This is a genomic window from Stutzerimonas chloritidismutans (assembly GCF_051486945.1).
GTDB lineage: Bacteria > Pseudomonadota > Gammaproteobacteria > Pseudomonadales > Pseudomonadaceae > Stutzerimonas > Stutzerimonas chloritidismutans_B.
The window spans coordinates 487,955-510,884 of the sequence record NZ_JAHVDX010000001.1 but is presented as its reverse complement, the minus strand read 5'-3'; the positions used below and the strand labels follow the sequence as shown (position 1 = coordinate 510,884).

The 22,930-nt window shown below is 58.4% G+C and carries 17 protein-coding genes and 3 tRNA genes; 13 read left to right on the top strand and 7 right to left on the bottom strand.

The window, feature by feature from the left end; all coding sequences use genetic code 11:
* Positions 1 to 10 precede the first annotated feature (10 nt).
* From KXR72_RS02180 to KXR72_RS02170, 3 genes are read left to right on the top strand one after another with little or no spacing between them, the layout of a single operon-like run.
* Positions 11 to 811 carry a carbohydrate ABC transporter permease gene (locus KXR72_RS02180; protein WP_437419490.1) on the top strand — a complete coding sequence of 267 codons (801 nt, stop codon included), beginning with the start codon at positions 11 to 13 and terminating at the stop codon, positions 809 to 811.
* A 10-nt stretch (positions 812 to 821) separates the two neighbouring features.
* Positions 822 to 1,094, top strand: coding sequence for a DUF2160 domain-containing protein (locus KXR72_RS02175; RefSeq protein WP_437419489.1), 273 nt, complete (start codon positions 822 to 824; stop codon positions 1,092 to 1,094).
* Positions 1,095 to 1,137: 43 nt separating this feature from the next.
* Positions 1,138 to 2,877: an ABC transporter substrate-binding protein gene (locus KXR72_RS02170; RefSeq protein ID WP_437419488.1), complete on the top strand. Its 1,740-nt coding sequence runs from the start codon at positions 1,138 to 1,140 to the stop codon at positions 2,875 to 2,877.
* 56 nt (positions 2,878 to 2,933) lie between these two features.
* Here KXR72_RS02170 and folD read toward each other — a convergent pair whose 3' ends face one another.
* On the bottom strand, positions 2,934 to 3,788 hold the full coding sequence (gene folD, locus KXR72_RS02165) for a bifunctional methylenetetrahydrofolate dehydrogenase/methenyltetrahydrofolate cyclohydrolase FolD (RefSeq protein WP_437419487.1): 855 nt from the start codon (positions 3,786 to 3,788) through the stop codon (positions 2,934 to 2,936).
* A 272-nt stretch (positions 3,789 to 4,060) separates the two neighbouring features.
* Between folD and KXR72_RS02160 the strand changes: the two genes are divergently transcribed.
* The 9 genes from KXR72_RS02160 (at position 4,061) to KXR72_RS02120 (ending at position 13,074) form a co-directional block, all read left to right on the top strand.
* A tRNA-Arg gene (locus tag KXR72_RS02160) sits at positions 4,061 to 4,137 on the top strand.
* A gap of 30 nt (positions 4,138 to 4,167) precedes the next feature.
* Positions 4,168 to 4,243: transfer RNA gene (locus KXR72_RS02155), tRNA-His, on the top strand.
* 46 nt (positions 4,244 to 4,289) lie between these two features.
* Positions 4,290 to 4,374: transfer RNA gene (locus KXR72_RS02150), tRNA-Leu, on the top strand.
* Positions 4,375 to 4,666: 292 nt separating this feature from the next.
* A complete protein-coding gene (gene tig, locus KXR72_RS02145) occupies positions 4,667 to 5,977 on the top strand; it encodes a trigger factor (RefSeq protein WP_437419486.1) in 1,311 nt (436 codons plus the stop codon).
* An 88-nt stretch (positions 5,978 to 6,065) separates the two neighbouring features.
* The gene (clpP, locus tag KXR72_RS02140) at positions 6,066 to 6,704 is read left to right on the top strand and encodes an ATP-dependent Clp endopeptidase proteolytic subunit ClpP (protein WP_437419485.1); all 639 of its coding nucleotides are present in this window, start codon (positions 6,066 to 6,068) and stop codon (positions 6,702 to 6,704) included.
* A gap of 99 nt (positions 6,705 to 6,803) precedes the next feature.
* Positions 6,804 to 8,084, top strand: coding sequence for an ATP-dependent Clp protease ATP-binding subunit ClpX (clpX, locus tag KXR72_RS02135; protein WP_437419484.1), 1,281 nt, complete (start codon positions 6,804 to 6,806; stop codon positions 8,082 to 8,084).
* Positions 8,085 to 8,213: 129 nt separating this feature from the next.
* Positions 8,214 to 10,610 carry an endopeptidase La gene (lon, locus tag KXR72_RS02130; RefSeq protein ID WP_437419483.1) on the top strand — a complete coding sequence of 799 codons (2,397 nt, stop codon included), beginning with the start codon at positions 8,214 to 8,216 and terminating at the stop codon, positions 10,608 to 10,610.
* A 127-nt stretch (positions 10,611 to 10,737) separates the two neighbouring features.
* Entirely contained in the window at positions 10,738 to 11,010 is a 273-nt protein-coding gene (hupB, locus tag KXR72_RS02125) for a nucleoid-associated protein HU-beta (RefSeq protein ID WP_243605563.1), read from the top strand.
* 210 nt (positions 11,011 to 11,220) lie between these two features.
* Positions 11,221 to 13,074 (top strand): SurA N-terminal domain-containing protein, encoded by a 1,854-nt coding sequence (locus KXR72_RS02120; RefSeq protein ID WP_437419482.1) that lies wholly within the window; start codon positions 11,221 to 11,223, stop codon positions 13,072 to 13,074.
* A 55-nt stretch (positions 13,075 to 13,129) separates the two neighbouring features.
* Here KXR72_RS02120 and fabI read toward each other — a convergent pair whose 3' ends face one another.
* From fabI to KXR72_RS02090, 6 genes are read right to left on the bottom strand one after another with little or no spacing between them, the layout of a single operon-like run.
* Positions 13,130 to 13,924 carry an enoyl-ACP reductase FabI gene (gene fabI, locus KXR72_RS02115; protein ID WP_437419481.1) on the bottom strand — a complete coding sequence of 265 codons (795 nt, stop codon included), beginning with the start codon at positions 13,922 to 13,924 and terminating at the stop codon, positions 13,130 to 13,132.
* 19 nt (positions 13,925 to 13,943) lie between these two features.
* Positions 13,944 to 15,548, bottom strand: a complete 1,605-nt coding sequence (locus tag KXR72_RS02110) for an ABC transporter ATP-binding protein (protein WP_437419480.1) — start codon at positions 15,546 to 15,548, stop codon at positions 13,944 to 13,946.
* Between the two features lies 1 nt (position 15,549).
* Positions 15,550 to 16,569 (bottom strand): ABC transporter permease, encoded by a 1,020-nt coding sequence (locus KXR72_RS02105; protein WP_437419479.1) that lies wholly within the window; start codon positions 16,567 to 16,569, stop codon positions 15,550 to 15,552.
* Between the two features lies 1 nt (position 16,570).
* Complete coding sequence (locus KXR72_RS02100; RefSeq protein WP_437419478.1) at positions 16,571 to 17,644, bottom strand: microcin C ABC transporter permease YejB; 1,074 nt, start codon at positions 17,642 to 17,644, stop codon at positions 16,571 to 16,573.
* Between the two features lie 2 nt (positions 17,645 to 17,646).
* Positions 17,647 to 19,509, bottom strand: coding sequence for an extracellular solute-binding protein (locus KXR72_RS02095; protein ID WP_437419477.1), 1,863 nt, complete (start codon positions 19,507 to 19,509; stop codon positions 17,647 to 17,649).
* The gene (locus KXR72_RS02090) at positions 19,506 to 21,335 is read right to left on the bottom strand and encodes an extracellular solute-binding protein (protein WP_437420354.1); all 1,830 of its coding nucleotides are present in this window, start codon (positions 21,333 to 21,335) and stop codon (positions 19,506 to 19,508) included. The genes KXR72_RS02095 and KXR72_RS02090 overlap by 4 nt, the downstream gene beginning before the upstream one ends.
* Positions 21,336 to 21,475: 140 nt before the next feature.
* Here KXR72_RS02090 and KXR72_RS02085 point away from each other — a divergent pair, with 140 nt between their 5' ends.
* Entirely contained in the window at positions 21,476 to 22,921 is a 1,446-nt protein-coding gene (locus KXR72_RS02085) for an HDOD domain-containing protein (protein WP_437419476.1), read from the top strand.
* The last annotated feature ends 9 nt before the right edge of the window (positions 22,922 to 22,930 follow it).

Below are 22,930 nucleotides of genomic sequence, written 5' to 3'. Positions count from 1 at the left end.
GGGCCTGCCAATGAACCTGCGCAAGCGTGCGTTATTGATCCTCTATGTGGTGTTCCTGCTGGTGCCGATCTACTGGCTGGTGAACATGTCATTCAAGAGCAACACCGAGATCCTGGGTGGCCTGACCCTCTGGCCGCGGGGCTTCACGCTCGATAACTACCGCGTGATCTTTACCGACCGCAGCTGGTACAGCGGATACATCAACTCGCTTTATTACGTCTGCCTCAATACCCTGATTTCGCTGACGGTCGCGTTGCCGGCGGCCTACGCCTTTTCCCGTTTCCGTTTTCTCGGCGACAAGCACTTGTTCTTCTGGTTGCTGACCAACCGCATGGCCCCGCCAGCGGTGTTCCTGCTGCCGTTCTTCCAGCTCTATTCGTCTATCGGCCTGTTCGACACGCACATCGCCGTAGCGCTGGCGCATTGCCTGTTCAACGTGCCGTTGGCGGTATGGATTCTGGAAGGGTTCATGTCCGGTGTGCCAAAGGAAATCGACGAGACCGCCTATATCGACGGCTACAGCTTCCCCCGATTCTTCCTGAAGCTCTTCATCCCTCTCATTCGCTCGGGCATCGGTGTGACGGCGTTCTTCTGCTTCATGTTCAGTTGGGTGGAGCTGCTCTTGGCGCGCACGCTGACGTCGGTCGACGCGAAGCCGATCGTGTCCGTCATGACACGCACGGTGTCAGCTTCCGGGATCGACTGGGGCGTACTGGCCGCCGCCGGTGTGCTGACCATCCTGCCGGGCATGCTGGTGATCTGGTTTGTCCGCAATCACGTAGCCAAGGGCTTCGCCCTCGGTCGGGTTTAGGAGCGCACTCATGAATTGGATGGCCTGGACCCTGCCCACTGCGGTGTTTTTCACGGTGATCGGCCTGATGCTGGTAGCGATGAGCGCCTGGGAGCTTGCACGGCCCTGCACGCCGCGCAAAGGCTTTCTGCCGATCGTGACCACCCGCGGCGATCGCCTGTTCGTTGGACTTCTGGGCAGCGCCTATTGCCACCTCTTGCTGATAGGGCTGACCGACTGGAGCATCTGGATAGCGTCTGCGCTATCTGTCGTCTGGTTGTTTGCAGTGATGCGCTGGGGATGAGGCCAGGCGGCCTGTCCCGTTGAATAACCCAAAGGAGGTGTTTATGTTCGAAAACAAAAACAACACCCGACATGGCATGGCACTGACCGCCTTGCTGACGTTGTCTGGCATGGCGGGCACGGCCTGGGCCGACGCCTATGAAGACGCGGCGAAGAAGTGGGTCGAGTCGGAGTTCAATCCCTCGACACTCTCGGCCGAGGAGCAGATGGAGGAGTTGCGCTGGTTCATCAAAGCCGCTGAGCCGTTCCGTGGCATGGAAATCAATGTCGCCTCGGAAACCATCACCACCCATGAGTACGAGTCGAAAACCCTCGCCCGCGCCTTCAGCGAAATTACTGGGATCAAATTGCGCCACGACCTGATGCAGGAAGGCGATGTGGTCGAGAAACTGCAGACACAGATGCAGTCTGGCAAGAACATCTACGACGGTTACATCAACGACTCGGACCTGATCGGCACGCACTTTCGTTACGGCAAGGCCGTCGCGATCAGCGACATGATCGAAGGTGAGGCCAAGGAATACACCTTGCCGACCCTGGACCTCGACGACTTCATCGGTATCTCGTTCACCACGGGCCCGAACGGGAAAATCTACCAGTTGCCCGTCCAGCAGTTCGCCAATCTTTACTGGTTCCGTGCCGACTGGTTCGAACGTCCCGAGCTGAAAAAACAGTTCCAGGAGCTGTACGGATACGAGCTGGGCGTGCCGGTGAACTGGTCTGCCTATGAAGACATCGCTGAATTTTTCAGCAAACACGTCAAGGAAATCGACGGCCAGCGCGTCTACGGGCATATGGATTACGGCAAGAAGGACCCATCGCTCGGTTGGCGCTTTACTGATGCGTGGTTCTCCATGGCCGGTGCCGGCGACAAGGGATTACCCAACGGCCTGCCGGTCGATGAGTGGGGAATCAGGGTGGAGGATTGTCATCCGGTCGGCTCCAGCGTGGCGCGCGGCGGTGCAACTAACGGGCCTGCCGCTGTGTTCGCAACTCAGAAATATGTCGATTGGATGCGCGAGTACGCGCCGCCAGAAGCTCAAGGTATGACCTTCTCCGAATCGGGCCCGGTGCCTGCTCAGGGCAATATCGCGCAGCAGATCTTCTGGTATACGGCGTTTACCGCTGACATGACCAAGCCCGGATTGCCGGTGGTCAACGAGGACGGGACGCCGAAGTGGCGCATGGCGCCTTCACCGAAAGGGCCGTACTGGGAAGAGGGTATGAAACTCGGCTACCAGGACGCGGGCGCTTGGACCTTCCTCGACTCGACGCCAGAAAAGCGTCGGCTGGCGGCGTGGCTGTACGCGCAATTTACGGTCTCGAAAACGGTATCGCTGAAGAAAACGTTGGTGGGCCTGACCCCAATCAGGGAGTCGGACATCAACTCCGACGCAATGACCAAAGTGGCGCCCAAGCTGGGCGGGTTAGTGGAGTTTTACCGCAGCCCGGCACGAGTCCAATGGACACCAACCGGGACGAATGTGCCGGACTACCCGCGCTTGGCCCAGCTCTGGTGGCAATACATCGCCGAAGCTGCGAGTGGTGACAAGACGCCACAGGAGGCACTCGATGGATTGGCTGAGGCGCAGGACTCAATGATGGCGAGACTGGAGCGGGCAAAGGTCCAGCCTAAGTGCGGTCCGAAGCTCAACGAGCCGCGTGATGCTGAATACTGGTTCAGCCAGCCCGGCGCGCCCAAGCCGAAGCTCGACAACGAAAAACCCAAGGGGCAGACCGTTAACTATGACGAGCTGATCAAGTCTTGGGAGAAGGAAAGCTGATCGAAACGCTGGATGCGTATGGAACGGCACCCTGCTCGGGTGCCGTTTTCGTTTGGTCAGTCGTGAAGATGCTCGGCTGCGTGCAGGGTGTTTTCCAGCAGGCAGGCCCGCGTCATCGGCCCGACGCCACCCGGTACAGGCGTAATCCAACTAGCACGCTCTGCGGCCGGCTCGAACTCGACATCGCCGACCAGTTTGCCGTCCGGCTGTCGATTGATACCCACGTCGATGACGATGGCGCCGGGCTTGATCCACTCACCCTTTACCAGCCCGGTAATGCCGGTAGCGACGACGACCAGGTCGGCACGTTTCACATGCTCGGCCAGATCATGTGTGAAGCGGTGAGTAACCGTGGTGGTACATCCGGCTAACAACAGTTCGAGCGCCATCGGCCGGCCAACGATGTTGGATGCGCCGACAACCACCGCGTTGAGGCCGTGAAGATCGACGCCCGTGCTTTCCAGCAGCGCCATGATGCCCTTAGGCGTGCATGGGCGCAGCAATGGCATCCGTTGCGCCAATCGGCCAATGTTGTATGGATGGAAGCCATCTACATCCTTGTCGGGGCGGATTCGCTCCAACAACTGGGACGCATCGAGGTGCTTGGGCAAGGGAAGTTGCACCAAGATTCCGTCGATTGCGGGGTTCTCGTTTAGCTCCTCGATCAGCGCCAAGAGATCGGCCTGGCTGGTCTCGGCTGGAAGATCGTAGGCGGTGGAACAAAAGCCCACTTCTTCGCAGTCCTTGCGCTTATGTGCGACGTAGACCTGGGAAGCGGGATCGGTGCCCACCAGGATGACCGCTAGCCCCGGGACCCGTAGCCCCTCACTGGCGCGCTCGGCCACGCGACCAGCGATCTGCTGGCGAATGTTGGCGGCGATCGTTTTACCGTCGATCAATTGTGCAGTCATGTCGCTTGGCTAACCATAGAGTAGAGGAGAAAAAGGAGCGGCATTCTCGCACGGCGTTGCGGCCCGGCAAAGGCGACAAGGCAGCCGCGTCCCGTAACTCCTTTACCACGCTGAATTTTTTTGAAATTTGTTGTTGACGGCTTCATGGCCGGCCTTTAAGATTCGCCCCGCTTGTCGAGCACAGCTCGCTGCTGGGTAAGACGGCTTTTGAGGGCAACCGCTTTCAAGAGTCCGAGCTTGAAGTCTGCGCTCCAAACAGAATGCAGATGAAAGCGCCCGTAGCTCAGTTGGATAGAGCATCCGCCTTCTAAGCGGATGGTCGCAGGTTCGAGTCCTGCCGGGTGCGCCATTTGGACTCTGGCACAAGCGAAGCAATATGGTGGACGTAGCTCAGTTGGTAGAGCACAGGATTGTGGCTCCTGCGGTCGTGGGTTCGAGCCCCATCGTCCACCCCATATTCCGGAACGCCAGGCTGTGCCTGGCGTTTTCGTTTGAAGTTTTGCGGACGTGGTGAAATTGGTAGACACACCAGATTTAGGTTCTGGCGCCGCAAGGTGTGAGAGTTCGAGTCTCTCCGTCCGCACCATCATTTGACTCCAGCCCTTAAGTGGAATTAGGAGTTCCCTTAAGCCCCTATTCAGGGGCTTTTTTGTGCCCGTTAGACCCGTGCCGTGCATGGCATGCGCCAGCGCGCTTCTGCCCATTCCAATACGAAGGCGGTCTGGGCGGCGGGCTCGCGCGGCAATGTCAGTAAGCGCGGCGGTTGTGCGCTGTTATGGGGCTGTCGGACGGGGTGACTTCTGTCAGGCGAGCCACTAGAATGTTTGCCCATTCTGGGGCCGGAACGCCGGCTTATGTCTGTGCAACGAGGAAAATCCATGCAAGTTTCTGTTGAAAGCACCTCCGCTCTTGAGCGCCGTATGACCATTGGCGTGCCGGTCGATCGTATCGAGAGCGAAGTCAACAAGCGTCTGCAGCAGACTGCAAGCCGTGCCAAAATTCCGGGTTTTCGTCCTGGCAAGGTGCCGATGAGTGTCATCCGTCAGCGTTATGAGGCCGCCGCTCGCCAGGAGGCGTTGGGCGATCTGATACAAGCGACCTTTTATGAAGCCGTCGTTGCCGAGAAGCTGAATCCTGCTGGCGCACCGGCCGTTGAGCCAAAGGTCTTCGAGAAGGGCAAGGATCTCGAGTACGTTGCTACCTTCGAAGTGTTCCCCGAATTCAAGGTGGCTGGTTTCGAGGGCATCGAAATCGAGCGTTTGCAGGCCGAAGTGAACGACGCTGACGTCGATAACATGCTAGAAATCCTGCGCAAGCAGAACACGCGCTACGAGATGGTCGAGCGTGCTGCCGAAGACGGTGATCAGTTGAACATCGATTTCGTCGGCAAGATCGACGGCGAAGCTTTCGCAGGCGGCTCGGCCAAAGGTACTCAGCTGGTGTTGGGCTCTGGCCGCATGATCCCGGGTTTCGAGGAAGCTCTGATTGGCGCGAAAGCGGGCGAGGAGCGCGTGATCAACCCGACCTTCCCTGAGGATTACCAGAACCTCGACCTTGCCGGTAAAACCGCTGAGTTCACCGTGACCGTAAACAGCGTCGCTGCTGCTCAGCTGCCCGAGCTCAATGACGAATTCTTCGCTCAGTTCGGCGTTCAAGAAGGCGGCCTCGAGGGCTTCCGTGCCGAGGTCAAGAAGAACATGGAGCGCGAGCTGCGCCAGGCCATCAAGACCAAGGTGAAGAACCAGGTCATGGAAGGGCTTGTCACGGGCAATCCGATCGAGGTGCCGAAAGCGCTGGTCGACAACGAAGTCAACCGCCTGCGTACCCAGGCTGTGCAACAGTTTGGTGGCAATATCAAGCCTGACCAACTGCCGGCCGAGCTGTTCGAGGAACAGGCCAAGCGCCGGGTGGTACTGGGTCTCATCGTCGCTGAAGTCGTCAAGCAGCACGAACTCAAGCCTGACGATGCGCGCGTTCGCGAGCTGATTGAGGAGATGGCCTCTGCCTATCAGGAGCCTGAGCAGGTCGTGTCTTGGTACTACAAGAATGCTGAGCAGCTGAACGAAGTCCGCTCGGTTGTGCTCGAAGAGCAAGTTGTAGATACTGTTCTGCAGCAGGCTAAAGTGACCGACAAATCGGTTTCCTACGAAGAAGCAGTGAAGCCTGCGGAAGCCCCGCAAGCAGCTTGAGTCTCTTCAAATCGTTTGATGCACGTTCATAAGCCAGCCTAGTGCTGGCTTATGTCTTTGAGGCGTGACATAGGGAGTATCGTTGGACATGTCCGGCAATCCGTTTATGCAAGCACCCGATATCCAGGCCGCCGGTGGGCTGGTTCCGATGGTCATCGAGCAGTCCGCCCGTGGCGAGCGCGCGTATGACATCTATTCCCGGCTCCTGAAGGAGCGGGTGATCTTTATGGTCGGCCAGGTCGAAGACTACATGGCGAACCTGATCGTCGCGCAGATGCTGTTTCTCGAGGCTGAGAATCCTGAGAAGGACATACATCTCTACATTAATTCGCCGGGTGGTTCGGTAACCGCCGGGATGTCCATCTACGACACCATGCAATTCATCAAGCCAGATGTGTCGACCATCTGCATCGGCCAGGCCTGTAGCATGGGTGCGCTGCTGTTGACGGGCGGTGCTGCCGGCAAGCGCTACTGCCTGCCCCATTCGCGGATGATGATTCATCAGCCCCTAGGCGGCTTCCAGGGCCAGGCTTCGGATATCGAAATTCATGCCCGCGAAATCCTCACCATCCGTGAGCGTCTGAACAAGATTATGGCCCAGCATACCGGTCAGCCAATGGAAATCATCGCTCGCGATACGGACCGCGATAACTTCATGAGCGGTGAGGAAGCTGTCAAATATGGGCTGATCGACCAGGTATTGGCTCAGCGCCAGATGGCGAGTTGACCTCGCCTTCATGGCGATGCCCGGCTGTACCCGGGGCTTGAAAAAGCCCTCGAATGCCTTCATCTTGTGTTTCAAGCCTTCCCCGATTGGATCGATCGAATGACTGACACCCGCAACGGCGAGGACTCCGGCAAACTGCTTTATTGCTCCTTCTGCGGCAAGAGCCAGCATGAAGTGCGCAAGTTGATTGCCGGCCCCTCGGTTTTTATCTGTGACGAGTGCGTCGACCTGTGCAATGACATCATCCGTGAGGAGGTGCAAGAAGCCCAGGCCGAAAGCAGCGCGCAAAAACTGCCTGCGCCAAAGGAGATCAGCGGCATTCTCGACCAGTACGTCATTGGTCAAGAGCGTGCTAAGAAGATTCTGGCCGTGGCTGTTTACAACCACTACAAGCGTCTCAATCAGCGCGACAAGAAGGAAGAGGTCGAGCTGGGCAAGAGCAATATCCTGCTCATCGGGCCGACTGGCTCGGGTAAGACGTTGCTGGCCGAAACACTGGCGCGTCTGCTCAATGTCCCCTTCACCATTGCCGATGCCACCACGCTTACCGAGGCTGGTTACGTGGGTGAGGATGTTGAGAACATCATCCAAAAGCTACTGCAGAAGTGCGACTACGATGTGGAAAAGGCCCAGATGGGTATTGTCTACATCGATGAAATCGACAAGATTTCCAGAAAGTCGGATAACCCCTCGATCACCCGCGATGTATCGGGCGAGGGCGTGCAACAGGCGCTGCTCAAGCTGATCGAGGGCACGGTAGCCTCAGTTCCGCCACAAGGCGGCCGCAAGCATCCTCAGCAGGAGTTCCTGCAGGTCGATACACGCAACATACTGTTCATTTGTGGCGGTGCGTTCGCGGGTCTCGAAAAGGTGATTCAGGGTCGCTCGACGCAGGGTGGGATTGGGTTCAATGCCGAGGTTCGTAGCAAGGATCCAGGCAAGAAAATCGGAGAGTCGCTGCGTGCAGTGGAGCCTGATGATCTTGTGAAGTTCGGGTTGATTCCGGAGTTTGTAGGGCGCTTGCCGGTCATCGCTACTCTTGACGAGCTGGACGAAGCGGCGTTGATCCAAATTCTCACCGAGCCCAAGAATGCACTGACAAAGCAATACGCCAAGCTGTTCGAGCTGGAGGGTGTTGACCTGGAGTTCCGCACTGACGCGCTCAAGGCGGTTGCTGGTCGTGCGCTGGAGCGCAAGACCGGTGCTCGAGGGTTGCGCTCGATCCTCGAAGGTGTGCTGCTGGATACCATGTATGAGATTCCTTCCCAGAAGGACGTCAGCAAGGTGGTGATCGACGAGAGCGTGATCGAAGGCACGTCTCAGCCGCTGCTGATCTACGAAAGCAGCGAGCCGCCAGCAAAGGCTGCGCCTGACGCGTGATAAAACAAAGGGGCCTCCGGGCCCCTTTGCATTTCTGCGTCGTCCTTGTTTTTTGCCATGGGCGCCCTCATCTTTGCTTCAAGGGTGTTCCCCCGTTCACGCCGTATGGCCGTCGTAGAGCTGAATGTTATGAAGACAACCATCGAATTGCCCCTCTTGCCACTGCGTGATGTCGTCGTCTATCCGCACATGGTGATTCCGCTGTTCGTTGGCCGAGAGAAGTCCATCGAGGCCCTCGAAGCGGCCATGGCGGGCGACAAGCAGATCCTGCTCTTGGCCCAGAAAAATCCGGCGGATGATGATCCTGCCGAAGACGGCCTCTATCGCGTCGGAACCGTCGCGACAGTCCTACAGCTACTCAAGTTGCCCGATGGCACCGTGAAGGTGCTGGTAGAAGGCGAGCAGCGCGGCGTAATCGACCGCTTCTTCGATGTCGAGGATCATTGCCGCGCTGAGGTTGAGCTGATCGACGAATCGGAAATCGACGAGCGCGAAGGTGAGGTGCTGACTCGCAGCTTGCTTAGCCAGTTCGAGCAATATGTTCAATTGGGCAAGAAGGTGCCGTCGGAGGTGCTGTCGTCACTCGCAAGCATCGACGAGCCGGCCCGCCTCGTCGATACCATGGCGGCGCACATGGCGCTGAAGATCGAACAGAAGCAGGCGATTCTCGAAATCACCGATCTTTCGGAGCGTGTCGAGCATGTCCTGGCGCTACTCGATGCAGAGATTGACCTGTTGCAGGTGGAAAAGCGCATTCGCGGGCGCGTGAAGAAGCAGATGGAGCGAAGCCAGCGCGAGTACTACCTGAACGAGCAGATGAAAGCCATTCAGAAAGAGCTTGGCGATATCGATGAGGGCCATAACGAGATCGACGATCTCAAGAAGCGAATCGAGAGCGCGGGCTTACCCAAGGATGCGCATGCCAAGGCGACCGCAGAGCTGAACAAGCTCAAGCAGATGTCGCCGATGTCGGCTGAAGCCACGGTGGTGCGGACCTATATCGACTGGCTGGTTAACGTACCCTGGAAAGCCGCTAGTAAAGTTCGGCTGGATCTGCAGAAAGCCGAAGAAGTGCTGGATGCCGATCATTACGGCCTTGAGGAGGTGAAAGACCGCATTCTTGAGTATCTCGCCGTGCAAAAGCGGGTCAAGAAACTCAAGGGGCCGGTTCTCTGCCTGGTTGGACCACCGGGAGTCGGGAAGACGTCTCTGGCGGAGTCCATCGCCCGTTCCACCAACCGCAAATTCGTCAGGATGGCGCTTGGTGGTGTGCGTGACGAGGCTGAAATCCGAGGCCATCGTCGTACTTACATTGGCTCGATGCCGGGCCGGCTGATTCAAAAACTGAGCAAGGTAGGCGTCCGCAACCCGCTGTTCCTGCTCGACGAAATTGACAAGATGGGCAACGACATGCGCGGAGATCCGGCGTCAGCGCTCCTTGAGGTTCTTGATCCCGAGCAGAATCATAATTTCAACGACCACTACCTTGAGGTCGATTACGACCTGTCGGATGTGATGTTTCTCTGTACCGCGAACTCGATGAACATCCCGGCACCCTTGCTTGACCGAATGGAGGTCATCCGTCTGCCGGGCTATACCGAGGACGAAAAGATCAATATTGCCAACCGCTACCTGGTGCCGAAGCAGGTCGCTGCCAACGGCTTGAAGAAGACTGAGCTGGTGTTCGAGGAAGAGGCGCTGCGCGATATCGTGCGGTATTACACTCGCGAAGCAGGCGTCCGTAGCCTGGAACGCCAGTTGGCGAAGGTGTGCCGGAAGGTCGTCAAGGAGCACGCGGCCGAGAAAAAATTCAAAGTCGAAGTGGATGCTGCTTCGCTCGAGCACTACCTGGGCGTACGCAAGTTTCGCTATGGGCTAGCCGAGCAGCAGGACCAGGTCGGCCAGGTGACCGGTCTTGCCTGGACGCAGGTTGGAGGCGAGTTGTTGACCATCGAAGCGGCTGTCGTGCCGGGTAAGGGACGCCTGACGAAGACCGGCTCACTGGGCGACGTAATGGGCGAATCCATTACTGCAGCGTTGACTGTTGTGCGCAGTCGTGCGCAGAGCTTGGGCATCGCTGCCGATTTCCATGAGAAGCAGGATATTCATATTCACGTGCCTGAAGGTGCTACACCCAAGGACGGTCCGAGTGCCGGTATCGGCATGTGCACCGCGCTCGTTTCCGCGCTGACGCAGATACCAGTGCGTGCTGAAGTGGCAATGACCGGGGAGATTACCTTGCGGGGTCAGGTGCTCGCTATTGGTGGCTTGAAGGAGAAATTGCTGGCCGCACATCGAGGCGGAATCAAGACGGTGATCATTCCCGAAGAGAATCAGCGTGATCTGAAAGAGATTCCTGAAAATATTAAGCAGGACCTGCTGATTAAACCGGTCAAGTGGATTGACGAAGTCCTTCAAATTGCGCTGCAATACGCGCCGGAGCCCTTACCTGATGCGGCTCCCGACATTGTTGCAAAGGAAGACAAGCGCGAGTCTGATTCCAAGGAGCGAATCAGCACGCATTAGTCTGGAAGGCTCTGTTGACATATTTTCGGCGCCCTTGATATAAACCGGCCCTTTGTGTCGCTGCTATTTCAGCACCGCTTTGCTTACACCAAAAATTAAAGACTCAACAGAAATAAGGGGACTTAGAGTGAACAAGTCGGAACTGATCGATGCTATTGCTGCATCTGCTGATATCCCGAAAGCTGTTGCTGGCCGCGCGCTGGATGCAGTAATCGACTCCGTTACTGGCGCACTGAAGGCTGGTGATTCCGTGGTACTGGTTGGTTTCGGTACATTCGCTGTCAAGGAGCGCGCTGCTCGCACTGGTCGTAACCCTCAGACTGGCAAGCCGATCAACATTGCGGCGGCCAAGATTCCGGGATTCAAAGCTGGCAAGGCTCTGAAGGACGCCGTCAACTAAGCGTTTTTCGATCCAGCCAGAAGTCAGTTCACTCTGGCCCTGGCCTGGAGTGGTGGTTCGAAGAGGGCGTGCCTGTTGCGCTCGGGCTTGGGGAATTCGGCCCAACTGCTCCAAAAGCTCCGCGAAGGCGCATCCCTGGATGCGCCTTTCTTTTATCCGGTTTCCAACCGCGCCGCAGTTCATGCCGCGCAGCTGTCTCCTGGGGGACGCATGCTTCAGAACATCAGGGATAACTCCCAAGGCTGGATTGCCAAGACCATCATCGGTGTCATCATCCTGTTGCTGGCGCTAACGGGGTTCGACGCAATCTTCAGCTCCGTCGGCAATAGCCAGAACGCTGCCGAGGTGAACGGCGAGGAGATCTCGCTTGAGGAACTCAACCAGGCCATGAACATGCAGCGCCGCCAGCTCGCTCAGCAGCTGGGCGGCGACTTCGATCCGTCGCTGCTAGACGACAAGCTTGTTCGGGAATCGTCGCTACGCGCCTTGATCGACCGAGCCCTGCTGCTGCAAGGTGCGCGCGATGCCGACTTTGCTTTCTCGGAGGCCGCACTGGATCAATTGATCTTGCAGACCCCGGAATTCACCGTAGACGGCAAGTTCGATGCAACGCGTTTCGACCAGGTCATCCAGCAAATGGGCTATTCCCGGATGCAGTTCCGCGAACTGCTCAAGCAGGAAATGCTTATCGGCCAACTGCGCGCGGGTATCTCTGGTTCCGGGTTCGTCACTGACGAGCAGATCGAACGCTTCGCCCATCTCGAGCAGCAAACGCGGGATTTCGCCACCCTTCGTATCGCAGCGGACACTTCAGCGGTTGAGGTCAGTGAAAGCGAGGCCCGCGAATATTACGAAAAGAATACGGACCGTTTTCGTTCGCCCGAGCAGGTGGTCCTCGAATACGTCGAACTGGACAAGGAGTCATTCTTCGATCAGGTCGAGGTTTCCGACGATCAGGTCGACGAGCTGTACAAGCAGCGTATCGCCAACCTTGGCGAACAGCGCCGGGCGGCGCATATCTTAATCGAGGCGGACGGCAGCAGCGACGGCCAGGCCAAGCAGAAAATCGAGGAGATCGCCAAACGCGTAGCCGCTGGTGAAGATTTCGCAGCGTTGGCCAAGGAGCTTTCGGATGACCCGGGCTCGGCGGGCGAGGGTGGCGATCTCGGGTTTGCCGGGCCTGGTGTCTATGACGCCGAGTTCGAAAAAGCCCTTTATGACCTCGAGCAGGGTCAGGTATCTGCACCTGTGCGGTCCGAGTTCGGTTGGCATTTGATCAAGCTGCTTGGCGTCCAGTCGCCAGAGGTTCCGTCGCTGGAGTCGCTGAAACCGGAGCTGGTTCGTGAGCTTAAGGCACAGCAGGTGGAGCAGCGTTTCGTAGAAGCCAGCAAGCAACTCGAGGACGCGGCATTCGAGTCGTCGGATCTTGCACAACCCGCTCAAGAGCTTGGTCTGCAAGTCCAAACGAGCGAAGCGTTCGGACGGGAAGGTGGTTCTGGTATTGCGGCGAACCGGCAGGTAATCCAGGCTGCATTCAGCGACGAAGTGCTGCTGGATGGCGCCAATAGCGAGGTCATCGAGCTGGATCCGGACACGGCGGTCGTGGTTCGCGCCAAGCAGCACTTGCAGCCCGAAGTGATGCCGTTCGACGAGGTCAAGGAGGGCATTGTGAGCCAGTTGCAGCGCAGCAAAGCCGCAGATCAGGCGCAGGAGCAAGGCAAGGCGCTGTTGGCCAAACTCCGCGAAGGTGAGAAGGCCGAGGGTGATTGGAGCACTATCGAGGCAGCATCGCGCAACCAGGAGGGTGTAGAGCCGGCCGTGTTGCAGCAGGTGTTCCGGATGCCGCGCCCGGAAGGCAGCGATGCGCGTACGTACGATGGCGTCACGCTTGGTAATGGCGACTTTGTGGTCATCCAGCTGAGCGGAGTCAGCAAACCCCAAGTCGAGTTGAGTGACGAGGAGAAGCAGAACTATCGTCGTTTCCTCGCATCTCGTAGTGGTCAGCAGGATTTTGCGGCTTATCGCGAGATGCTTCACGACGAAGCGGACATCGAAACCTACTGAGTTCGCTTCCATAAAAAACCCGCACCATGTGCGGGTTTTTTATGCGCGACTTATCTCAGTCTTCGATGTTGCCCATGGCGGTGGTATTGAAGCCGCCATCGACATAAAGAATTTCACCGCTGATGCCGGAGGCCAGGTCCGAGCAGAGGAATGCGCCAGCATTGCCTACTTCTTCGATCGTTACGTTGCGGCGCAGCGGCGTCTGCCTTTCGTTGGCGGCGAGCATCTTACGGAAACTCTTGATGCCCGACGCAGCCAGTGTGCGGATTGGGCCAGCGGACACAGCGTTCACGCGTGTGCCCTCTGGGCCGAGGCTCCCGGCCAGGTAGCGAACACCAGCTTCGAGGCTTGCCTTGGCCATGCCCATGACGTTGTAGTTAGGCATGGTGCGCTCGGCACCGAGGTAGGACAGCGTCAAGATGCTGCCGTTGCGGCCTTTCATCATCGGGCGGCCAGCTTTGGCCAGTGCAACCAGACTATAGGCGCTGATGTCATGTGCGATGCGGAAGCCATCACGGGTGGTCACTTCGGTGAAGTCGCCGTCGAGCTGGTCACCGGGGGCGAAACCGACCGAGTGGACGATGCCATCCAGGCCATCCCACTTCTTGCCGAGCGCTTCGAAAACCTGGGCAATTTCTTCGTCGTTGGCAACGTCGCACGGGAAGCATAGCTCCGGGCCCGAGCCCCAGCTCGCGGCGAACTCCTCGACACGCCCCTTGAGCTTTTCGTTCTGATAGGTGAAGGCCAGTTCGGCGCCTTCGCGGTGCATGGCCGCAGCGATGCCCGAGGCGATCGACAGTTTGCTGGCGACACCAACGATCAGTACGCGCTTACCGGTTAGAAAACCCATGTGCTTGTCCCTCTTCTGGTTATGCAATGGCTGGCGCCAGGAACGCTGACTCCAGCAATTGCTGTGTATACGGATGTTGTGGTGCGGCGAAAATGTCCGCCGCGTCACCTTGTTCCACGACCTTGCCTTGCTTGACCACCATCATCTGGTGGCTCAGCGCCCTAACCACCGCCAGGTCATGGCTAATGAACAGGTAGGTCAGGTTGTACTTGGCCTGTAGCGAGCGTAGTAGCTCCACGACCTGTCGCTGAACCGTTCGATCAAGCGCCGAGGTCGGCTCGTCCAGCAAGATCAGCTCGGGCTTCAAAACCAAAGCCCGCGCAATAGCGATCCGCTGGCGCTGGCCTCCGGAAAACTCGTGCGGATAGCGATGCCGGCTTTCCGGATCGAGCCCCACCTCGACGAGCGCATCGATGATCGCCTGCGCTTGCTCGGCAGGAGTACCGATCCCATGAATTCGGAGCCCCTCACCAATAATCTGGCCGACCGACATGCGAGGGCTGAGGCTGCCGAAAGGATCTTGGAAAACAACCTGCATCTCCTTTCTCAGCGGGCGAACCGCACGTTGCGACAGGCGCTGGAGCGGCTGATCACGAAAATGGATTTCGCCGCGGCTCGAGAGCAGGCGAAGAATCGCCAGCCCCAAAGTCGACTTGCCGGAGCCACTCTCACCCACAATACCCAGCGTCTGGCCTTTCGGAAGGCTGAAAGACACACCGTCGACGGCCTTGACGTGGTCGACGGTGCGCCTGAGTAGGCCCTTCCTTATTGGGAACCACACGCGCAGGTCCTCGACCCGCACCAGGGGGGCGGAGGTTTCAATATCTACCGGCCCACCACTGGGCTCCGCTGCCAGCAGCTCCTGGGTATACGGGTGCTGCGGGGAGCGGAACAGTTGCTCGCAAGACGCTTGTTCGACGACGCGACCGCGCTGCATGACACACACACGATGCGCAATTCTTCGCACGAGGTTCAAATCGTGGCTGATGAGGAGCAGCGCCATGCCCATCCGCGCCTGCAGATCCTTGAGCAATTCGAGGATCTTCAACTGCACGGTGACATCGAGTGCGGTGGTGGGCTCGTCGGCGATCAACAGTTCCGGCTCATTGGCCAGGGCCATGGCGATCATCACGCGTTGACGTTGGCCGCCGGACAGCTCGTGCGGACACGCTCGGATTCGCTTGCGCGGTTCGGGAATGCCGACCAGCTCCAGAAGCTCCAATGTGCGCGCGGTAGCGGCCTTGCCTCTGAGCCCTTTGTGGATCAGTAGCACCTCATTGATTTGCTTGCCGATGGTGTGCAGCGGATTGAGAGAGGTCATCGGCTCCTGGAAGACCATCGCGATACGGTTCCCGCGAATGCCGCGCATACGCTTTTCGTCTGCCTTGAGCAAGTCTTCGCCGCCGTAGTGAATCGTGCCCGAGGGATGCCGGGCAAGCGGATAGGGCAGGAGCTTGAGAATCGAATGCGCCGTCACGGATTTGCCCGAGCCGCTCTCGCCAACGAGCGCGAGCGTTTCGCCCTTGCGAATATCGAAACTGATGCCTTCCACGACCCGTTGCGTCCGATTTCCGCTGACGAATTCAACGGCGAGGTCGCGAACCTCGATGAGATGGTCGCTCATGTTATTTCCTCGGGTCGAAAGCATCGCGTGCTGCTTCGCCGATAAACACAAGCAGCGTCAGCATGATTGCCAAAACCATGAAAGCGCTGATTCCGAGCCAGGGCGCCTGAAGGTTGGCTTTGCCTTGGGCGACCAGTTCGCCTAGCGAAGGCGCTCCTGGCGGCAAGCCGAAGCCGAGGAAGTCCAGGGCGGTCAGGGTGCCGATTGCGCCGGTCAGGATGAATGGCATGAAGGTCATGGTCGAGACCATGGCGTTGGGCAGGATATGGCGAAACATGATGGCACCGTTTTGCATACCCAATGCGCGGGCCGCTCGTACGTACTCCAGGTTTCGCCCGCGCAGAAACTCGGCGCGCACAACGTCGACCAGACTCATCCACGAAAACAGCAACATGATGCCGAGCAGCCACCAGAAGTTTGGCTGCACGAAGCTGGCGAGGATGATCAACAGGTAGAGTACCGGCAGGCCTGACCATATTTCCAAAACGCGTTGGCCAACCAGATCCACCCACCCGCCATAAAAGCCCTGGAGCGCGCCGGCGATCACGCCGATGACGGAGCTGATCAAAGTCAGCGTCAGCGCGAATAGAACGGAAATACGAAAGCCGTAGATGATCCGAGCAAGCACATCGCGCCCTTGATCGTCAGTGCCGAGCCAATTGACAAGCGAGGGCGGCGCTGGGGCGGGTACCTGCAGGTCGTAATTGATGCTGGAGTAACTGAATGGAATAGGCGGCCAGATCATCCAGCCGTCTTTTTCGTCGATCAGGCCTTGGATGTAGGGGCCTTTATAGTTCGCTTGCAGTGGGAACTCGCCGCCAAACGCCGTCTCTGGATAGCGCTTGAAGACCGGGAAAAACCATTCTCCGTCGTAGCGCACCACGATGGGCTTGTCATTGGCGATCAGCTCGGCGCCCAGACTGAGCACGAACAGCACGAGGAAAATCCATAACGACCACCACCCTCGTTTGTGTGCTTTAAACAGGGCGAAGCGGCGCTGATTAAGCGGGGTCAGCTTCATTTCAGGCCTCCCTGCTTTCAAAATCGATGCGCGGGTCGACCAAGGTGTAGGTGAGATCGCCGATCAGCTTGACCACCAGGCCTAGCAGCGTGAACAGGAAGAGGGTACCGAACACGACCGGATAGTCGCGATTGATCGCCGCTTCGAAACTCAGCAGTCCCAAGCCGTCGAGCGAGAAGATCACTTCGATCAATAGTGAGCCGGTAAAGAACATGCCGATAAAGGCAGAAGGAAAACCGGCGATGATGATCAGCATGGCGTTTCGAAACACATGGCCGTACAGGACGCGGTTCTTGCTCAGACCTTTGGCTCGCGCCGTAATGACGTACTGCTTGTTGATCTCGTCGAGAAAGCTGTTCTTGGTAAGCAATGTCAGGGTCGCAAAATTGCCGATGACAAGCGCGGTGATGGGCAGCGCCAGATGCCAGAAGTAATCGATTATCTTGCCCGCAAGGGTTAGCTCGTCGAAGTTACTCGAGGTCAACCCGCGCAGTGGAAACCAGTTCCAGTAACTGCCACCCGCAAAAAGGACGATGAGCAGGATCGCGAACAGGAACGCCGGGATGGCGTAGCCGATGATGATTGCCGAACTGGTCCAGACGTCAAATGCTGTGCCGTGCCGCGTGGCCTTGGCGATACCCAGCGGAATCGACGCCAGATACATGATCAGCGTGCTCCACAAGCCAAGGGAGATCGATACCGGCATCTTTTCCACGATGAGGTCGGTAACCTTGGCATCGCGAAAGAAGCTCTCGCCGAAATCCAGCCTCAGGTAGTTGCTGAGCATGATCCAGAAACGCTCGTGGGCTGGCTTGTCAAAGCCGTAGAGGCGCTCGATTTCGGCGATCAGCTCGGGGTCCAGGCCCTGCGCGCCGCGGTAGTTGCCCCCGCCGCTAGCGACTTCCGAGCCGCCGCCCGCGATGCGGCTGGTTGCGCCTTCAAAGCCCTCCAGCTTGGCAATGGCCTGCTCCACGGGGCCGCCGGGCGCGGCCTGGATGATCACGAAATTAATCAACAGAATGCCGAACAGGGTAGGGATGATCAGCAGCAGGCGGCGAACGATGTACGCGAGCATGCCTAGCGCCCCGTTTCCGTTCCGGTGTCATCTTTACCCGGCGTTTCTGTTTTTGTCTTGGGCGGTTCCCTGTCGGGCTTGTGCCACCAGGTCATCAGGCCGATGTCCTGGTCCGGCGTGGTCTCCGGGTGTTCGAGGTGATTCCAGTAGGCAACGCGCCACGTCTTGATGTGCCAGTTGGGGACAACGTAATGCCCCCAAAGCAATACGCGATCAAGTGCGCGAGTGCGTGTAACCAGTTCGGCGCGAGAGTCCGCAGCGATGAGCTTCTCGACGAGGGTGTCGATGGCTGGATTCTTCAACCCAATGAAGTTGCGGCTGCCTGGATTATCCGCGCTTGAGGAATGCCAATACTCGCGCTGTTCGTTTCCGGGCGAGTTGGACTGTCCAAAGCTGCTGACGATCATGTCGTAGTCCCGAGAACGCAGCCGGTTGATGTACTGCGAAACGTCGACCCGGCGGATCTCGAGGTTGATCCCCAGGTCCGCAAGGTTGCGCTTATAGGGCAGCAGAACCCTTTCGAACTCGGCCTGCACGAGTAAAAGCTCGAGCGTCACTGGCTTTCCGTTAGCGTCGACCATTCGGTCGTTCTCAACCTTCCAGCCGGCTCCGGTCAACAGCTCATACGCGCGCCGCTGCTGATCACGGATGATGCCGTCGGCGTTGGTCTTTGGCAGCTCGAATGGCTTGTCGAACACCTCATCCGGAATGGTGCCGCGCAGCGGTTCGAGCAGCTTGAGCTCCTCGTCATCCGGCAGCCCCGATGAGGCGAGCTCAGAGTTATCGAAGTAGCTCCGGGTGCGGGTGTAGGCGCCGTTGAAGAGTTGCCGGTTGGTCCATTCGAAGTCGAAGAGCAAAGACAGCGCCTCGCGGACGCGGCGGTCCTTCAGCTGTCCTTTGCGAGTATTGAATACGAACCCCTGCATACCCTGCGGATTATGGTTGGCAATTTCTTCCTTTATGATCCGCCCGTCACGCACGGCCTCGATGTCATACGCGGTGGCCCAGTTCTTTGCGCTGGTTTCGAGCCAGTAGTCGAAATGCCCGGCTTTGAACGCTTGTAGCGCGACGGTGTTGTCGAGGTAATAGTCGTATTGCAGGTGAGCGAAGTTGTAGAAGCCCCGGTTGACGGCCAGATCCTTGCCCCAGTAGTCATCGACGCGGCTGAAGCGAATCGAGCGCCCGGCCTGCACCCGCTCGACTCGGTAGGGGCCGCTGCCAAGTGGAGGCTCGAGGCTGCCGGCGCCGAAGTCACGATCGGCCCACCAATGCTCGGGAAGAATGTGCATTTGACCGAGAATCAAGGGCAGCTCACGGTTGCCGGCATGTTTGAAATCGAAGCGCACGCGGCGATTGTCTTCCGCAACGACCTTTTCCACGTCCGCGTAATAGCCGCGGTAATGCGGTGCGCCCTTGCTTATCAGCGTTTCGAAGGTGAAAACCACATCCTGCGCGGTAACCGGCTCGCCATCGTGGAAACGTGCCTCGGGGCGCAGGTAAAACCGCACCCATTCGTTGTTCGGCCCTTTCTCTATTTTCTCTGCAAGCAAGCCATAGACCGTAAACGGCTCGTCGAGGCTGTTAACGGTAAGGGTGTCGTAGATCAGTTCGATGCCTTCGGCGGCCACGCCTTTATTGATAAATGGATTGAGCGAATCGAAGCTGCCCGATCCGGCCTGTCTAAGCGTGCCGCCTTTTGGGGCCTCAGGGTTGGTGTATTCGAAATGCGAGAAGTCGGCGGGGTATTTGGGTTGCTCGTCATACAGCGTCAACGCATGCTGCGGTGCTGCCTGGGCCAGCCCCGCCATGCAGAGGAGGGCCAGCTGCCCAGTACGCAGCAACGGGTTTCTCGCTTCTCGCGTCATCTTTTTTTCTCCTGCGCCTTCAGCCACCAAGCTCGCAGCCCTAGCGTATAGGGCGGGGTGGTGGCGTGGGCGAACCGATTCTGGTAGGCCAGGCGATGATGGCTGATGTACCAGTTGGGAATGGTGTAGTAGTTCCAGAGCAGCACCCGATCGATCGCCCGTCCCGCCGCGACCTGCTCGTCGCGGGTGCTTGCCTTGAGCAGCTTTTCGATCAAGTCGTCAACGATGGGATTCGCGATAGCGGCATAGTTCCGACCGCCCTTGACGTCGACTTGGCTGGAATGGAAGTACAGCAACTGTTCCAGTCCAGGACTGAGGCTTTGCGCAAGCGTCGTCAGGATCACGTCGTAGTCGTATTGGTCAAGCCGCTGCTTGTACTGGGCGCTGTCGACCGTTCGTAGCCTCGCCTGGATACCAATGCGAGCCAGGTTCTCGACGTACGGCTGGAGAATTCGTTCGAGCCCCGGGTTGACTAGCAGAATCTCGAAGGCGAATGCATCGCCTGACTGGTTACGCAAGCCGTCGGCGGTCAGCTCCCACCCAGCTTCTTCAAGAAGGGCCAATGCCGTCCGCAAGGTCTCTCGCGGGATGCCGCGGCCATCGGTCCGAGGCAATTGGTAGGGTTCGGTAAACAGTTCGGCAGGTAGCTGGTCACGATAGGGCGACAGCATCAACCATTCGCCGCCTTCTGGCTTGCCGGTCGCGGCAAAATCGCTGTTCGGGTAATAGCTTTCGCTGCGCTTGTAGGCGCCGTAAAAGAGCGCGCGGTTGGTCCACTCGAAATCGAACATCATGCCGAGGGCCTTGCGCACGCGGATGTCGGCGAAGGGCGCACGACGGCCGTTGAGGAATAGCGCCTGGGTCTGGGTAGGGATCTGGTGTGGAATCTCGGCGCGAATCACATCTCCGCGCAGTACGGCGGGAAACTGATAACCGTTAGCCCAGTTCTTGGCCTGATGTTCGATGTAGAAGTCGAATTCACCGACCTTGAATGCTTCGAACGCGACCATGCTGTCGCGGTAGAACTCGACTTCGACGCGGTCGAAATTGTACTTGCCCTGATTGACCGGCAGGTCTGCACCCCACCAATTCGCGACGCGTTCGAATACCAGGCGGCGCCCAGGCTGGACGTCGGTAATGCGATAGGGGCCGCTACCCAGTGGTGCTTCGAAAGTGGTGGCCTTGAAGTCGCGGTCCTTCCAGTAATGCTGTGGCAGGACCGGCAGCTCGCCTAGCCGCATGATCAAAAGAGGATTGCCCGGTGTGTCGAATACGAAGCGAATACGGTGGCGGTTGAGGATGTCGACGCGCTTTACACCCTTCAAGTCGGTGCGGTAGCGCGGATGACCATCCTTGATCAGGGTGCGGTAGGAAAACGCCACGTCATAAGCAGTGATCGGCTTGCCGTCATGAAAGCGCGCCGAGTCGCGCAGGTTGAAGACCACCCAGCTGTGGTTGTCGCTGTACTCGACTGTTTCGGCAATCAGCCCATAGGCGGATGCCGGCTCGTCGCCGGAAGGGTCGTAGATGCCCGAGCCAACCATCAGCGGTTCGTTCAGCTCGCTGATGCCGTATTGATAGAAGCCGGGAGTCGCGATCGGACTGGTGCCCTTGAAAGTGTACGGATTGAGCGTGTCGAAAGTGCCGGATGCCATTAGCTGGACGCGCCCACCCTTGGGCGCATCCGGGTTAACCCAGTCGAAATGCGAGAAAGTATCGGGGTACTTGAGCGTGCCGAATTGCGCGTAGCCGTGGCTTTCGCTAATGGTCGCGAAAGACGGAAAGCTCAAGCCGAGGCATGTCAACAACAGGAGGATGGGTCGCATCAAACGGTGATTCCGATCCATGGCGCTTTCGGTTTTTCGGCCGGGTACAGTAACAGCTTGTATCCGCTGGAAAAAGGGCGGCCATCTGGGCACACTGCCATCCTCCATGCGCTGCCGTGGCGCTCTCCGAGGTCTCCATCTTGAACGAATCCACATACGGTTTGCAGTCGTGGATCGACCGCCTGAACCAATCCGATCTGCCCGCGCTCGCCGCGGTCGTCCAGGATCTACAGCGTCTGACCGAGCAGGAAACTGCGTCGGTCCAGCAGCTCGCTGACGTCCTGCTTCGTGATGCGGCGCTGACCTCCAAGGTCCTGCGTGTCGGCAACAGTAGTTATTACAACCCGTCGCAGGAAACCATCAAGACCATTTCCCGGGCGATCGTCATGATCGGCTTCGACAATGTGAGGTTGATCAGTTTATCGGTCAGCCTCATCGACGGATTGCTCGACAAGGCTCCGCGCCAGCAGCTGCAGGAGTTGCTGGCGCGATCGTTCCATGCCGCCGTTCAGGCGCGCAACGTTAGCAGCTATGTGCTCAGCAAACATGAAGAGGAAGTGTTCATCGCGGCATTGTTGCATCAGGTCGGCGAGCTGGCGTTCTGGGGCTGCGGTGGCGAGCAGGCCGACCGTCTCGGTGAGATCCTGATCAGCGCAGACCCTGATTACGACAAGCAGGTCGAGCATGTACTGGGCACCAGCTTTCGTCAGTTGAACCTGGGCCTGATCAAAAGCTGGAATATCGGCGAATTGGCCAGTCTGGCTCACGGTACCGTCAACCTACGCGACCCGGCTGTTCGTTCGGTAAGCCTAGGCGTTCGCATCAGCGCCGCTGCCTTGAATGGCTGGGAGTGCGATGACATGCAGGTGCTGGTCCGCGAATTGGCTGAATTCACCGGCATTTCGGAGGCGGACGCGATGCAGCAGATATTGGCCAGCGCCAATGAGGCTGTCGACGTTGCGATCACGTTCGGGGCCAGTCGTCTATGCAGATTGATCCCTTCGACGGATCCTGAGCAGCTTCGCCTGCAGCATGAGCAACGTCGAGCCAGCCAGTTGCAGCCAGACCTGGCCTTGCTCCAACAAGCGATGCAGGACCTGGCGATGATGGCGTCGGCGCGGGGCGATGTCGGTTTGATGCTGGAGACTCTGCTCAAGGGCCTTCATCAGGGCGCGGGCCTGGAGCGAGTGATGCTCTGCGTGTTGTCGGATCAGCAGGCCACCTTCCGGGTGAAGTGCACGGCCGGGGATGGGAGCGAGGCCTGGAAGGAACGGTTCGTCTTGCCGGTCGATCCGGCACGAAAAGCGGACATATTCAGTTATGTGCTACGTCAGCGGGAAGCGGTTTGGATGGGCGTGCCTGCGAGTTACAACCTGGACGAGCTGATCACGCCGTCGCTACGCCAGCAATTGGGGCGCGGCATGTTCTTCATTTCACCGTTACTCGCCGGCACGCGTGAGATCGGTGTGCTCTATGCCGATGGAAGACCGACGGGGCGTGCGCTCAAGCACGAGCAGTTCGTGGCCTTCCAGCGTTTCAGCCAGCTGGCTGGGCGGTGCTTGGAAGCGTTCACGCGCCGCTCTTGAGCGCAGTTG